The organism is Kitasatospora sp. NPDC088264, assembly GCF_040685715.1.
Lineage (GTDB): Bacteria > Actinomycetota > Actinomycetes > Streptomycetales > Streptomycetaceae > Kitasatospora.
Genome location: NZ_JBFBIR010000081.1, coordinates 1 through 14,248 on the forward strand (window position 1 = coordinate 1; position 14,248 = coordinate 14,248).

Below are 14,248 nucleotides of genomic sequence, written 5' to 3' on the forward strand. Positions count from 1 at the left end.
GGTTACATTCCGAACCCGGAAGCTAAGCCTTACAGCGCCGATGGTACTGCAGGGGGGACCCTGTGGGAGAGTAGGACGCCGCCGAACAATTATTCCGAAAAGACCCCCTCCCGGACGGGAGGGGGTCTTTTTGCGTTTCCGCGGCTTTGGAACTTCAAGGCCTCAGAGCTGGAGCTTGAATCCGACGTGCGACGGGACGAAGCCGAGCTTCTCGTAGAAGCGGTGGGCGTCGGTGCGGGTCGCGTCGGAGGTGAGCTGGACGAGGTCGGCGCCGAGTTCGCGGGAACGCTCGATCGCCCACTGGATCAGTTCGGTGCCGAGGCCGCTGCCCCGCTCGTCGGCGTGGATGCGGACGGCCTCGATGACGGTCCGGGTGGAGCCCTTCCGGGAGATGCCGGGGATCACGGTCAGCTGCAGGGTGCCGACGGTCCGGCCGGCGCGCTCGGCGGCGACCAGGTGCTGGTGCGGGTCGCCGTCGACGCGGGCGAAGGCGGCACGGTACGGGGTGAGGTCGTCGGGGCTCTCGCGGGTGGCACCCAGGGCGTCGTCGGCGAGCATGGCCACTAGCGCCGGCAGGTCCTCTGCGGTGGCCCGGCGGATCGTCAGGTCAGTCATGATCAGAGGATAGGCGCGCCCTGTTTCCCCGCACCTCCGCCGCCACTGCCCGTAGAGCCCCCTCAGGCCCCTTCTCGGGGGTGATTTGCCGTCACTCCCCGGGCTTGGCACTGGTGATGACGGCGAAGACGGCGCCGTGCGGGTCGTGGAACTGGGCGAGGCGGCCCACGCCGTGGACGTCCATGGCGGGGATCCGCACGGTGGCCCCGAGCTTGTCGGCGATGGCGAGGCTGGCGTCCACGTTGGGAACCTCGAAGTAGGGGAGCCAGTGCGAGGTGGTGCCGCGGGCGGTCTGTTCGGGGCCGAGCTGCATGATGCCGCCGTGGGCGTCGTCGCTGCCGGCGCCGGCGGGGGTGAGGACGGTGTAGGAGGTGCCTTCGAGCGGCACGTCCTGTTCCTGCCAGCTGAAGACGGTCCGGTAGAAGGTCTTGGCGCGTTCGGCGTCGACGCTGTAGCACTCGGCCCAGCAGAGGCTGCCCTCCTCGTTGACGACCTCCAGGCCGTGGGTGTCGTGCGGCTGCCAGACGGCGAACTCGGCGCCGGTCGGGTCGGTGTAGCCGGCCATCCGGCCCGCGGTGAAGACGTCGAAGGGGGTGAACCGGACGTGCCCGCCGGCCTGTTCGACGAGTTCGGTGGTGCGGTCGGCGTCGAGGGTGGCGAAGTACAGCGTCCAGGCGGGCAGGGAGCCCTCCTCGGCGAGCGGCCCGAGGGCGGCGACCGTCCGGCCGTCGAGCTGGAAGAAGCCGTACCCGCCGGCTTCGGGGCCGGCCGGGTCGAAGGTCCAGCCGAACAGGGCGGTGTAGAAGTCGACGGAAGCCCGGGTGTCGGGACTGCCCAGGTCGAGCCAGTCGGGGGAGCCGGGGCGGAAGGAGGTGTTGAGCATGGGCACTGCTCCTCGGACGGGGCCCGTACGGGCGCGATCGTGCCCCCCTGCCCGTCCCAGCCTGGCACCTCGGCGGGGGCGCTGCACGGCGGGGCGCTGCTCGGCAGGGGCCCGGAGGCGGTCCCGCCGCGGGGGTGGTCCGGCGCGGGTGCGGGCTTGTCGTGGCCGGGCGGTACGGTGCGTAACGAAAGGTCCACCCGTACCGGTCGAAGGGGGTTCCGGTGGCCAGGCAGGCGCAGTCGGGGCAGGAGGCGCCGCGCCAGCTCGCGCAGGTCGAGGGCGTGCTGGAGCGGATCACGTACGCCAACGAGGACACCGGTTACACGGTGGCCCGGGTGGACACCGGTCGGGGCGGGAACGACCTGCTGACGGTGGTGGGCGCGCTGCTGGGAGCCCAGGTGGGGGAGTCGCTGCGGCTGCACGGGCGGTGGGGCTCGCATCCGCAGTACGGGCGGCAGTTCACGGTGGAGAACTACACGACGGTGCTGCCGGCGACGGTGCAGGGCATCCAGCGGTACCTGGGTTCGGGGCTGATCAAGGGGATCGGGCCGCGGTTCGCCGAGCGGATCGTGGAGCGCTTCGGGGTGGACACCCTGGAGGTGATCGAGAACGAGCCGGGCCGGCTGATCGAGGTGCCGGGGCTGGGGCCGAAGCGGACGAAGAAGATCGCGGCGGCCTGGGAGGAGCAGAAGGCCATCAAGGAGGTGATGGTCTTCCTCCAGGGGGTCGGGGTGTCGACCTCGCTCGCGGTGCGGATCTACAAGCAGTACGGCGACGCCTCGATCGGAGTGGTGAGGAACGAGCCGTACCGGCTGGCGTCGGACGTGTGGGGGATCGGCTTCCTGACGGCGGACCGGATCGCCCAGGCGGTGGGGATCCCGCACGACAGCCCGGAGCGGGTGAAGGCGGGGTTGCAGTACGCGCTGTCGCAGAGCAGCGACCAGGGGCACTGCTACCTGCCGGAGGAGCGGCTGATCGCGGACGGCGTGAAGCTGCTGCAGGTGGACGTGGGCCTGGTGATCGACTGCCTGGCGGAGCTGGTCGCGGCGGAGGGGGTGGTGCGGGAGTCGGTGCCGGGGGAGGCGGGCGAGGCGATCACCGCGGTGTACCTGGTGCCGTTCCACCGGGCGGAGATCTCGCTGGCCAACCAGCTGCTGCGGTTGCTGCGTTCGGATTCCGACCGGATGCCGTGGTTCGGCGGGGTGGACTGGCCGGTGGCGCTGGAGTGGCTGGCGAAGCGCACCGGGGCCGATCTCGCGCCGGAGCAGGAGCAAGCGGTGCGGCTGGCGCTGACCGAGCGGGTCGCGGTGCTGACGGGTGGTCCGGGCTGCGGCAAGTCGTTCACGGTGAAGTCGATCGTGACGCTGGCGCTGGCCAAGCGGGCGAAGGTGGTGCTGGCGGCGCCGACCGGGCGGGCGGCGAAGCGGCTGGCGGAGCTGACCGGGGCGGAGGCCTCGACGGTGCACCGGCTGCTGGAGCTGAAACCGGGCGGGGACGCCGCGTACGACCGGGACCGGCCGCTGGACGCCGATCTGGTGGTGGTGGACGAGGCCTCGATGCTGGATCTGATCCTGGCGAACAAGCTGGTCAAGGCGGTGCCGCCGGGGGCGCACCTGTTGTTCGTGGGGGACGTGGACCAGCTGCCGTCGGTGGGCGCCGGCGAGGTGTTGCGGGACCTGCTGGCGGAGGGCGGCCCGATCCCGTCGGTGCGGCTGACCAGGATCTTCCGGCAGGCCCAGCAGTCGGGGGTGGTGACGAACGCGCACCGGATCAACGAGGGGAGGCCGCCGCTGACGGACGGTCTGCCGGACTTCTTCCTGTTCGCGGAGGACGACGCGGAGCTGGCGGCCGGCCTGACGGTGGACGTGGTGGCGCGGCGGATCCCGCAGCGGTTCGGCTTCGACCCGCGGCGGGACGTCCAGGTGCTGGCGCCGATGCACCGGGGTCCGGCCGGGGCGGGGAACCTGAACACGCTGCTCCAGGGGGCGGTGACGCCGGCCCGGGAGGGGCTGGCGGAGCGGCGGTTCGGCGGGCGCACGTTCCGGGTGGGGGACAAGGTCACGCAGGTGCGCAACAACTACGACAAGGGGCGCAACGGGGTCTTCAACGGCACAGTGGGAGTGGTGACCGCCCTCAGCGTGGACGACCAGCGGTTGACGGTGCTCACCGACGAGGACGAGGAGGTGCCGTACGACTTCGACGAACTGGACGAGCTGGCCCACGCGTACGCGGTCACGATCCACCGCTCGCAGGGCAGCGAGTACCCGGTCGTGGTGATTCCGGTCACCATGTCCGCTTGGATGATGCTCCAGCGAAACCTGCTCTACACCGCTGTGACCAGGGCCAGGAAACTGGTGGTACTGGTGGGGTCACGGAAGGCGATCGCCCAGGCCGTGCGAACCGTCAGTGCAGGTCGACGGCATGCGGCGCTCGATCATCGACTGGCAACTGGATGATTATCCAACAGGATGGTTGCCTCTAATGTTCTCTTGACGTGAAGAGATTTACGGCAGAGCCTAGGGTGGTGCCGATCTTGTCCGGTTCGTACCGGCTGCGGCAGCAGGTTTTGTAGGGGCGGGCCCTTTCGGGCCACCCCGGGTGCGCGGCTGTCCTCCAGATGGGGGATGGTAGAGACAGTCAGGGCACCTTGGAAGAGGATTCATTTCGTCGGTGAGGAAGACGTGAGCGACAACTCGGTAGTACTGCGGTACCAGGACGGCGAGTACGAGTACCCCGTCGTCGAGAGCACTGCGGGCAACGCCGGCTTCGACATCTCGAAGCTGCTCCCGCAGACCGGCCTGGTCACCCTGGACAACGGCTTCGGTAACACCGCCGCGTACAAGTCCGCGATCACCTTCGTGGACGGTGACAACGGCATCCTGCGGTACCGCGGCTACCCGATCGAGCAGCTCGCAGGGCAGGGCGGCTTCATCGAGACCGCGTACCTCCTGATCAACGGTGAGCTGCCCAACGCGGTCCAGCTGGCCGAGTTCAACCGCGAGATCACCCAGCACACCCTGCTGCACGAGGACGTCAAGCGCTTCTTCCAGGGCTTCCCGCGGGACGCCCACCCGATGGCCATGCTGTCCTCGGTGGTCGGCGCGCTCTCCACGTTCTACCCGGAGAGCCACAACCCGTTCGACGCCGGCCAGCGCCACCTGTCGACCGTCCGCCTGCTCGCCAAGCTGCCGACGATCGCCGCCTACGCGTACAAGAAGGCGATGGGCCAGCCCTTCGTCTACCCGCGCAACGACCTGAGCTACGTCGAGAACCTCCTGCGGATGACCTTCGCCGTCCCCGCCGAGGACTACGAGCTCAACCCGGTGATCGTCAACGCCCTGGACAAGCTGCTCATCCTGCACGCGGACCACGAGCAGAACTGCTCGACCTCCACCGTGCGCCTGGTCGGCTCCAGCCACGCCAACCTGTTCGCCTCGATCTCGGCGGGCATCTCGGCGCTCTGGGGCCCGCTGCACGGCGGCGCCAACCAGGCCGTGCTGGAGATGCTGGAGAGCATCCAGAAGGACGGCGGCGACGTCGACGCGTTCATCACGAAGGTGAAGAACAAGGAAGCCGGCGTCAAGCTGATGGGCTTCGGCCACCGCGTCTACAAGGCCTTCGACCCGCGCGCCGCGCAGGTCAAGCTGCTCGCGCACGAGGTCCTCGGCCAGCTCGGCAAGAACGACGAGCTGCTGAACATCGCGCTCAAGCTGGAGGAGCACGCCCTCAAGGACGACTTCTTCATCTCGCGCAAGCTCTACCCGAACGTGGACTTCTACACCGGCCTGATCTACCGCGCCATGGGCTTCCCGACCAGCATGTTCACCGTGCTGTTCGCCCTCGGCCGGCTGCCGGGCTGGATCGCCCACTGGCACGAGATGATCAACGACCCGACCAGCCGGATCGGCCGTCCGCGCCAGATCTACACCGGCGCCGAGATCCGCGACTACGTCGCCCTCGGCGACCGCTGACGCTGCACCCGGAAGGGCCCGGCCGCCATCTGGCGGCCGGGCCCTTCCGCGTCCCCGTGCGGTGGGCCCGGGTGGGCGCCCGCGCGGGGACGGAACCGTACGGCGCACGACTCCGGGGCCGGGCCGAAGCCGGGGACGGCCGCTCAAAGCGTCCCTGACCCGCCGCAACCCCGGCGTCGTGCGCGAAGGCCGTCAAGGTCGACGACCGTCCCGGGGCCCGCCGGAGCCCCGTCGGCGGCAGTCGGTGGAAGCGCGGGGACGCATTGCCGTTCGTCGCGTCTCCGCCCATCGGAAAACTGCCGCACTACCAACCTAAGACGTATCAGGGTGCGAGAAGTTACGCCCGGGGGGTGTGAGCTGCCTCTCGCCACGCTCCGTGTGCACGTCGTGCCGAGCCCATATCACACGTTCCCGCGCGCGCGACGTCACCCTCCCCGCAGTCACGGCAACCGAGCGTGATAGGAATCGTGGCATTCCGGTACGGACCGTCCCGCACCCTCGCAGCGTGGCGGCGGAGCTGGGGAGGGAGTGCGCAGATGGCCAGGAACGTCGTTGTCACCGGCGGTGGCACGGGAATCGGGTACGAAGTCGCGCGGCGGTTCGCCGAGGCGGGCGAACGGGTCGTGATCGTGGGCCGCCGCCGCGCGGTCCTGGAGAAGGCCGCGGCGGACCTCGGGCCGAACGTCACCCCGCTGGTGTGCGATCTCGCCGACCCCGATGCCGTCGAGGCCGCGCTCGCCGAACTGCCCGAGCGGATCGACGTCCTGGTCAACAACGCCGGCAGCCGGGAGACCGTGATCGGCGCCGGGCCGCACGCCCTGCTGGCCCGCTGGCGCGGTGACTTCGAGCGCAACGTGCTGACCGTGGTGCTGCTCACCGAGTCGATCCGGGACCGGCTCACCCCCGGAGCCGGCCGGGTGGTCACCATCAGCTCGATCGCCGCCCTGCGCGGGGCCGGCTCGTTCGGCGCGGCGAAGGCCTCGCTGCACGCCTGGAACCACTTCCTGGCCGCCCAGTTGGGTACCTCCGGGATCACCGCCAACATCGTCGCGCCCGGGACGGTGGCCGGCACCGAGTTCTTCGGCCCCCGGCTGGACGAGGCCGAGGTCTCCCGCCGGGCGGCCCGCACCCTGCTGGGCCGGATCGGGGAGACCGGTGAGGTCGCGGCCGCGGTCTACTTCCTGGCCTCGCCCGAGGCCGGGTTCATCACCGGCGAGATCCTGCACTGCAACGGCGGCGAGCTGCTCGGGCGCTGACGCGTTGGCGCGTTGGCGCGTTGGCGCGTTGGCGCTGGGAAGGGTCCGGACCGGGCGGTCCGGGCCCTTCCGCGTCGCGTGGGCGGGTCAGGCGGGCTGGAAGCGGCGCAGGCGCAGGCTGTTGGTGACCACGAAGACCGAGGAGAAGGCCATCGCGGCCCCCGCGATCATCGGGTTGAGCAGCCCGGCGGCGGCCAGCGGGATCGCTGCCACGTTGTAGCCGAAGGCCCAGCACAGGTTGCCCTTGATGGTGCCGAGCGTGCGGCGGGAGAGCCGGATGGCGTCGGCCGCCGAGCGCAGGTCGCCGCGGACCAGGGTGAGGTCGCCGGCCTCGATCGCGGCGTCGGTGCCGGTGCCCATCGCCAGGCCCAGGTCGGCCTGGGCGAGGGCGGCCGCGTCGTTGACGCCGTCGCCGACCATCGCCACGACCCTGCCCTCGGCCTGGAGCCGCTTGACGGTGGCGACCTTGTCCTCGGGCAGCACCTCGGCGACCACGTCCGCCGGGGCGATGCCGACCTCGGCCGCGACGGCCTCGGCGACCGCCCGGTTGTCGCCGGTCAGCAGCACCGGACGCAGGCCCAGCGCGCGCAGCCGGGCGATCGCCTCGGCGCTGGTCGGCTTGACCTCGTCCGCGACCTCCAGGACGGCCCGGGCCTCGCCGTCCCAGCCCACCGCGATCGCGGTCCGCCCGGCCGCCTCGGCCGCGGCCTTGGCTCGGGCCAGGACGGGCGGCAGGTGCTGGGCCCGGTCGGCGAGCAGGGCCTCGCGCCCGGCCACCACCGCCCGGCCCTCGACGACGCCCTGCACGCCCCTTCCGGGGAGGTTGCGGAAGTCCTCGACCGGCGGCAGCGCGCCGGTCCGCTCCGCGGCGGCGGTGGCGATCGCGGCGGCGATCGGGTGCTCGGAGGCGTGCTCCAGGGCGCCGGCCAGGCGCAGCGCCTCGGTCTCGCCGACGCCCTCGGCGGTGTGCACGGCGAGCAGGGTCATCCGGCCGGTGGTGACGGTGCCGGTCTTGTCCAGGACGACGGTGTCGACCTTGCGGGTGGACTCCAGTACTTCGGGGCCCTTGATCAGGATGCCCAGCTGGGCGCCGCGGCCGGTGCCGACCAGCAGCGCGGTCGGGGTGGCCAGGCCCAGGGCGCACGGGCAGGCGATGATCAGCACGGCCACGGCGGCGGTGAACGCCTCGGTGGGGCTGTCGGCGGCCAGGAGCCAGCCGACCAGGGTGGCGAGCGCGAGCAGGATGACGACCGGGACGAAGACGGCGGAGATCCGGTCGGCGAGGCGCTGGGCGGCGGCCTTGCCGTTCTGGGCCTCTTCGACCAGTCGGGCCATCCGGGACAGCTGGGTGTCCGCGCCGATCCGGGTGGCCTCGACGACCAGCCGGCCGCCGGCGTTGACGGTGGCGCCGGTGACCTGGTCGCTGACGGAGACCTCGACCGGTACGGATTCGCCGGTGAGCATCGAGGCGTCCACCGCCGATCCGCCCTCGACCACCGTGCCGTCGGTGGCGATCTTCTCGCCCGGCCGGACCACGAACCGGTCGCCCACGGCCAGGCCGCCGACCGGGATCCGGACCTCGGCCCCGCCGCGCAGCACGGTGACGTCCTTGGCGCCGAGGTCGAGCAGGGCGCGCAGGGCGGCCCCGGCCCGGCGCTTGGAGCGGGCCTCCAGGTGGCGGCCGAGCAGGATCAGCACGGTGACGGCGGCGGCCGTCTCCAGGTAGAGGGTGGACGAGGCGTCGGTGTCGCCGATCGCCAGTGAGAAGTCGTGGTGCATGCCGGGCAGGCCCGCGTGGCCCCAGAACAGTGCCCAGAAGGACCAGCCGAAGGCGGCCAGGGTGCCGAGCGAGACCAGGGTGTCCATGGTCGCGGCGCCGTGCTTGAGGTTGGTCCAGGCGGCGCGGTGGAACGGCAGGCCGCCGTAGACCACGACCGGGCCGGTGAGGGCGAAGGCGAGCCACTGCCAGTTGGCGAACTGGAGGGCCGGGATCATCGACAGCATGACCACCGGGACGCTGAGGACGGCGCTGATCAGCAGTCGGTCGTACAGCGGGTCGGCGGTGTCGGTACCGGCACCGCTACTGACGTCGGCGTCGGCGCCGGTCGGGAGGGCGGGGGCCGGGGGCGGCGGGAGCTCGGCGGTGTAGCCGGTGCGCTCGACGGTGGCGATCAGGTCCTCGACCGTCACCCCGGGGCCGTAGTCGACCCGGGCCTTCTCGGTGGCGAGGTTGACGGTGGCTTCGACGCCGTCCATCCGGTTGAGCTTCTTCTCGATCCGGGTCGCGCAGGAGGCGCAGGTCATACCGCCGATCGACAGCTCGACCCGGTCCCGGACCCCGGGGGTGCCCTGGACGCCGGGGGCGGTGGTGACCAGTTCGCTTCGCTCGCTCATGCGGATCGGCTCCTCGGCAGCTCCTCGGTGGGGGTGTACGGCGGGGTCCGCTGCCCGGGCCCCGCCGTACCGGGTGTGCAGGGAGGCCTAGGCGCTGCGGCCGACCAGTTCGTAGCCGGCCTCGTCGACGGCGCTGCGGACCTGGTCGTCGTCCAGCGGGGCGAGGGAGGAGACCGTCACGGTGCCGGCCTTGGAGTCGGCGGCGACCTCGGTGACGCCGGTGAGGGCGGAGAGTTCCTCGCTGATCGCCTTCTCGCAGTGGCCGCAGCTCATGCCGGTCACGGTGTAGGTGGTGGTGCTGGACATCCGGGCCTCCGGGAGGTGTGGCGCCCCGGGCGTCGGCCCGGGCTCTACTCTGACAACACCATACCCCTCAGGGGTATTTCCGGGAGGGGCGGGTGAAGTGGCGCGCGTCACGGACGCGTGCGCCGGTCGAGCGTATGCGCCGGACCGCCTCAGGCCGGGGAGGCCGGGAGCTGAGCCGGGATCGGCGCGCGCTCGCGCCGGATCAGCAGCCGCAGCCAGAGCAGCCCGCCCAAGGAGACCACGAGCAGTCCGGCCGTGTCGTAGAGGGTGTACAGGTGCACCTGCTCGCTGGTGGGATCGGGCATGTGGCCGAGCTCGAACAGCGCGCGCTGCCAGGAGCTCGCGGTGGTCTTGGCGACCAGCCAGACGGCGATGCCGCTCGTGCTGTCCCAGAGCGCGTGCAGCACCGATACGCCCAGGTAGGTGACGACGACCGGGGTGGTGAAGCGGAACCGCCCGCCGCGGCGCTCGCTGAACAGCACCCCGCCGATGATCGCCGTCCACAGGATGTGGCCGACCGGCGCGAGCACCCCGCGCAGGATCTCCGTCTCGACCAGGTCCTCGAGCGAGAGTCCCTGGATGCTCAGCACGGCGTTGAACGCGTACCCGGCGCTCTCGAACGCGGCGAACCCCGCGCCGACGGTGGCGCCGAGCACCAGCCCGTGCCGCAGCCCGCTGACCCGCAGTCGGCGGCTCACCATGACCAGGGCGGCCAGCTTGGCCGCCTCCTCGATCAGGCCGACGGTGACGTACATCCAGGCCGAGGGCGAGACCAGGTAGCTCTCCAGCACCGAGGCGCCCAGGACGCCGATGATGCCGCCGATGCCGAAGCAGGCGAAGAGCCGGTCCGGGCCGAGGTCGCCGGCGTAGCGCTCGTAGGCCCAGATCACCAGGGTGGCCGGGACCAGGAAGCTGCCGAGCAGCACGATCGTCGGGACGAGGTTGCTGTTCCCGGTGAGGAACGTGACGACGACGGTGGCGCCCCAGAGCAGCAGGCCGACGGCGAAGACCTTCAGCCAGTGGTCGGACGTGGCCGTCGTGCGGGCCGGGGCGTCGGAGATGCGGGGGGTGTTGCGGTAGCCGGACACCGGACGGGGCCTCCTCGGGGTAGCCGCTTTGGTCGAACTGTATGACAAATGGGGCATTTGGGGGCGATCGGGGCGCTCGTGCGGCGGGTCGGCGGACGCGGTGGACGGAAACGCGGTAGGCGGGCGGGTGGGCGCCGCGAACGTCCCTTATGTTCGGTATGTGTTCCCGACCCGCCGTGCCCAGTCCCCCTCGGCCCCCAGCGCCGCCGGGCTGCCGCCGGACCGGCGGCGCGGCGCCCTGCTGGCCGCCGACCTCCAGGACGTGCCGTTCTGGCGGCGCGCCAGCCCGGCGCTGCTCGCCGTGCTCCTGGTCGCACTCGCTGACCTCCTCTCCGGCAAGGACCGCTACCTGGCACCGCTGATGACCGTCGTCCCGGCCGCCGCCGCGCTCACCCTCAGACCGGGCGAACTGCTCGCCGTCTGCGCGCTCGGTCTGCTCGCGGTCTTCGGGCTCAGCCACTACGACCAGGTCGACAACATCAACGACGCACGCTTCCTTTACGGTGCGATGGTCAGCTACGCCGTGCTGACGGTCTTCTCCGCCTGGGTCGCCAAGATCCGGATGCGGCGCGCGGCGGCCTTCGCGGCCGTCAGCTCCGTCGCCGAGGCCGCCCAGCGGGCCCTGCTGCGGCTGCCCGGGCCGGCCGTCGGGCCGCTGCGGCTGGCCGTCCGGTACGTGTCGGCGGCCGACGCCTCACGGATCGGCGGGGACCTGTACTCGGTGCTGGAGACACCGCACGGCACCCGGGTCGCGGTCGGGGACGTCCGGGGCAAGGGGCTCTCCGCCGTGCAGACCGCGGCCGTGGTGCTGGGCGCGTTCCGGGAGGCCGCGTACGACGAGGCCGGGCTGCGGGGCGTCGCGGCGCGGATCGAGGCCAGCGTCGAGCGGCACGTCCCGGACGGGGAGTTCACCACCGCGCTGTTCGCGGAGTTCCGCACGCCCGGGGTGATGGAACTGCTGCAGTACGGGCACGTTCCGCCGATCCGGGTCGACGGCGACGGGCGGGCGCACGTGCTGGACGCCCCCGACCCCTGGGTGCCGCTCGGTCTCGGACGGCTGGCGACCGGCGAACCGGCCAGCTGGGACCAGCCGTTCGGGGCGGAGGACGTCCTGGTGCTCTGCACGGACGGGGTGGTCGAGGCGCGGCACCGCAAGAGCGGGGAGTTCTACCCGCTGGCGGAGCGGGTCGGGCCGCTGGTGCGGGGCGCCACACGGTCGGAAGGGGATCTGGAGGCGGCGGTGGGGCGGGTGTACGCGGACCTGCTCGCGCACACGGGCGGGGAACTGCGGGACGACGCCCTGCTGCTGCTGATCACCAGGACGGACGGCTGACGGCCAGGCGGCTGAGGGCCGGACGGCTGAGGGCCAGAGACCCTCTCTCCTCGCGCGGGCGCCCGCGCGAGGAGAGAGGGTCTCTCAGGATGCGGTGACGTCGGCGAGGGCGCGGAAGAGCAGGGCGGTGGAGGTGGCGCCCGGGTCCTGGTGGCCGATGCTGCGCTCGCCGAGGTAGGAGGCGCGGCCCTTGCGGGCCTGGAGGGGGACGGTGTCGCGGGCGCCCTGGTCGGCGGCGTCGGCGGCCGCCGACGCCGCCTCGGGGAGGGCGGCCCCGGCGCCGGCCGCGGCACGGAAGGCGGCGACTGCCGGGGTGTAGGCGTCGACGATGGTCTTGTCCCCGGGCACGGCCTTGCCGAGGGCGCGGACGGCGTCCAGGCCGGCCGCCAGTGCCTCGGCGACGGCGGCCGGGCCGACGGGGTCGGCGGAGCCGGGCGGGGCGGGATCGGGCAGGGCGGCGCCGATGGCGCGGAAGGCCTTGCCGTAGAGCGGGCCGGAGGCGCCGCCGACCTTGGAGATCAGCGTGCTGCCCACCTTGGTGAGCACGGCGCCCGGGCCGGCCGGCTGGAGGCCGTCGAGGGCTGCCAGGGCGGCGGAGAAGCCGCGCCGGAGGTTGCTGCCGTGGTCGCCGTCGCCGATCGCCGAGTCCAGCTCGGTGAGCCGGTCCTGCTCCTTCTCGACGGCCGCGGCGATCGCGCGGACCCAGGCCTCGGCGAGGGGGGTGTCGAATTCCATGACGTCTCCTGGCTCAGGCCCGCTTGAGGGCGGGGGTGTCGACGGGCGCGTCCCACAGCTCCAGCAGCTGCGGGTCGACCTTGGTGAGGGTGAGCGAGAAGCCCGCCATATCCAGGCTGGTGACGTAGTTGCCGACCAGGCTGCGGGCCACCGTGATGCCGCGCTCGGCGAGCCGGGCGGCGACCTCGCCGTAGGCGATGTACAGCTCCAGCAGGGGGGTCGCGCCGAGGCCGTTGAGCAGGGCGATCACCTCGTCACCCGGGGCCAGGTGGTGGTCGGCGAGGACGGTGTCGACCACCTCGGCGGCCAGCGCGCGGGCCGGGCGCAGCTTCTCGCGGCGGCGGCCGGGCTCGCCGTGGATGCCGACGCCGACCTCGATCTCGTCCTCGGGCAGGTCGAAGCCGGGCTTGCCGGCGGCCGGGGTGGTGGCCGCGGTGAGTGCGATGGCGAAGGAGCGGGAGGCGGCGTTGACCCGCTCGCCCAGGGCGGCCACCTCGTCGAGCGGGGCGCCGCGTTCGGCCAGCGCTCCGGTGGCCTTCTCGACCAGGACGGTCGCCCCGGTGCCGCGGCGGCCGGCCGTCCAGGTGGAGTCCTCGACCGCGACGTCGTCATCGATCAGGACGGTGCGGACCGCGAGGCCCTCCTCGGCGGCGAGTTCGGCGGCGAGCTCGAAGTTCATCACGTCGCCGGTGTAGTTCTTCACGATGAAGACGACGCCGGCGCCGCTCTCCACGGCCTTGGCGGCGGCCAGCATCTGGTCCGGTACCGGGGAGGTGAAGACCTCGCCGGGACAGGCGGCGTCCAGCATGCCGGGGCCGACGAAGCCGCCGTGCAGCGGCTCGTGGCCGGAGCCGCCGCCGGAGATCACCGCGACCTTGGGCCCGGCCGGGCGGGTGGCCCGGGTGATCACCCGGTTGGGGATGTCCACCGTCAGCTCGGGGTGGGCGGCGGCCACTCCGGCCAACGCGTCCTCCAGGACACTCTCCGGGGTGTTGATCAGCTTCTTCAACGCTCTTCGCTCCCTTGTGCGGGTCGTCGGCCGTGGACGCTGCTGCCCCGACGCTACGCCAGACGGGGGCGGCGGGCACGGGGTGCGACACGCGGGATTCGAGTCACTCTCCCGGAGTAGCGGCGTCGGCCGCGGGGTCGGTCGTAGGGTCGGTCGCATGAGCGAACACGTGGGAATCGTCCTGGTCTCGCACAGCGCCCGACTGGCCGCCGGGCTGCGCGAGCTGCTCGCCGAACTCGCCTCGGGCGGCGTGCGGGTGGTGTGCGCGGCGGGGACGGAGGACGGCGGGCTCGGCACCAGCTACGACCTGATCGCGCGGGCCGTCGCCGAGGCGGACGGCGGGGCGGGCGTGGTCGTGCTGCCGGATCTCGGCAGCTCGGTGCTCACCGCCGTCACGGTGCTGGAGGACGAGCCGCGTCCGGGCGTGCGGCTGGTGGACGCGCCGTTCGTGGAGGGCGCGGTGGCGGCCGCCGTCACCGCCTCGACCGGGGCGGCGCTGGCGGAGGTGGTCGCGGCGGCCGAGGAGGCCCGCTCGTTCCGGAAGCTGTGAGGCCGCAGCTGTGAGGCCGTTGTGGTGAAGCCGTTGTGGTGAGGCGGTCGTGGCGAGGCCGTCATGGTGTGGCCGCGGTCGTGAAGGCCACAGCGGTGATGCCGCGGC

At 72.4% G+C, this 14,248-nt stretch carries 12 protein-coding genes and 1 rRNA gene; 6 read left to right on the forward strand and 7 right to left on the reverse strand.

The genetic code is table 11. From position 1 onward, the window contains the following. A 5S ribosomal RNA gene (rrf, locus tag AB0O82_RS35210) occupies window positions 1-87 on the forward strand; the annotation flags it as partial. A gap of 75 nt (window positions 88-162) precedes the next feature. On the opposite strand, the gene AB0O82_RS35215 is transcribed toward rrf, so the two are convergent. Continuing rightward, window positions 163-615, reverse strand: a complete 453-nt coding sequence (locus AB0O82_RS35215; RefSeq protein ID WP_363588566.1) for a GNAT family N-acetyltransferase — start codon at window positions 613-615, stop codon at window positions 163-165. Window positions 616-706: 91 nt separating this feature from the next. Next, window positions 707-1,498 carry a VOC family protein gene (locus tag AB0O82_RS35220; protein ID WP_363588568.1) on the reverse strand — a complete coding sequence of 264 codons (792 nt, stop codon included), beginning with the start codon at window positions 1,496-1,498 and terminating at the stop codon, window positions 707-709. A gap of 221 nt (window positions 1,499-1,719) precedes the next feature. On the opposite strand from AB0O82_RS35220, the gene AB0O82_RS35225 reads away from it, so the two are divergent. The 3 genes from AB0O82_RS35225 to AB0O82_RS35235 all read left to right on the forward strand — a co-directional run bounded on the left by AB0O82_RS35225 (window position 1,720) and on the right by AB0O82_RS35235 (window position 6,725). Beyond that, a complete protein-coding gene (locus AB0O82_RS35225; protein ID WP_363588570.1) occupies window positions 1,720-3,954 on the forward strand; it encodes an ATP-dependent RecD-like DNA helicase in 2,235 nt (744 codons plus the stop codon). 225 nt (window positions 3,955-4,179) lie between these two features. Beyond that, the gene (locus AB0O82_RS35230; RefSeq protein ID WP_363588572.1) at window positions 4,180-5,469 is read left to right on the forward strand and encodes a citrate synthase; all 1,290 of its coding nucleotides are present in this window, start codon (window positions 4,180-4,182) and stop codon (window positions 5,467-5,469) included. A gap of 536 nt (window positions 5,470-6,005) precedes the next feature. Continuing rightward, window positions 6,006-6,725 carry an SDR family oxidoreductase gene (locus AB0O82_RS35235; RefSeq protein WP_063349393.1) on the forward strand — a complete coding sequence of 240 codons (720 nt, stop codon included), beginning with the start codon at window positions 6,006-6,008 and terminating at the stop codon, window positions 6,723-6,725. A gap of 87 nt (window positions 6,726-6,812) precedes the next feature. Here the strand turns inward: AB0O82_RS35235 and AB0O82_RS35240 are convergent, their stop codons facing one another. From AB0O82_RS35240 to AB0O82_RS35250, 3 genes are all read right to left on the reverse strand, one after another. Then, entirely contained in the window at window positions 6,813-9,119 is a 2,307-nt protein-coding gene (locus tag AB0O82_RS35240; RefSeq protein ID WP_363588574.1) for a heavy metal translocating P-type ATPase, read from the reverse strand. An 87-nt stretch (window positions 9,120-9,206) separates the two neighbouring features. After that, window positions 9,207-9,536 carry a heavy-metal-associated domain-containing protein gene (locus AB0O82_RS35245; RefSeq protein ID WP_363588576.1) on the reverse strand — a complete coding sequence of 110 codons (330 nt, stop codon included), beginning with the start codon at window positions 9,534-9,536 and terminating at the stop codon, window positions 9,207-9,209. 38 nt (window positions 9,537-9,574) lie between these two features. Continuing rightward, window positions 9,575-10,513 (reverse strand): PrsW family glutamic-type intramembrane protease, encoded by a 939-nt coding sequence (locus AB0O82_RS35250; protein ID WP_363588578.1) that lies wholly within the window; start codon window positions 10,511-10,513, stop codon window positions 9,575-9,577. Window positions 10,514-10,673: 160 nt separating this feature from the next. Between AB0O82_RS35250 and AB0O82_RS35255 the strand changes: the two genes are divergently transcribed. After that, window positions 10,674-11,846: a PP2C family protein-serine/threonine phosphatase gene (locus AB0O82_RS35255; RefSeq protein WP_363588580.1), complete on the forward strand. Its 1,173-nt coding sequence runs from the start codon at window positions 10,674-10,676 to the stop codon at window positions 11,844-11,846. A gap of 84 nt (window positions 11,847-11,930) precedes the next feature. Here the strand turns inward: AB0O82_RS35255 and dhaL are convergent, their stop codons facing one another. Further along, complete coding sequence (dhaL, locus tag AB0O82_RS35260; protein ID WP_363588582.1) at window positions 11,931-12,581, reverse strand: dihydroxyacetone kinase subunit DhaL; 651 nt, start codon at window positions 12,579-12,581, stop codon at window positions 11,931-11,933. A gap of 13 nt (window positions 12,582-12,594) precedes the next feature. Then, window positions 12,595-13,590 carry a dihydroxyacetone kinase subunit DhaK gene (gene dhaK / locus AB0O82_RS35265; RefSeq protein ID WP_363588584.1) on the reverse strand — a complete coding sequence of 332 codons (996 nt, stop codon included), beginning with the start codon at window positions 13,588-13,590 and terminating at the stop codon, window positions 12,595-12,597. Between the two features lie 157 nt (window positions 13,591-13,747). On the opposite strand from dhaK, the gene dhaM reads away from it, so the two are divergent. Then, on the forward strand, window positions 13,748-14,140 hold the full coding sequence (gene dhaM, locus AB0O82_RS35270; protein WP_363588586.1) for a dihydroxyacetone kinase phosphoryl donor subunit DhaM: 393 nt from the start codon (window positions 13,748-13,750) through the stop codon (window positions 14,138-14,140). Window positions 14,141-14,248: the final 108 nt, after the last annotated feature.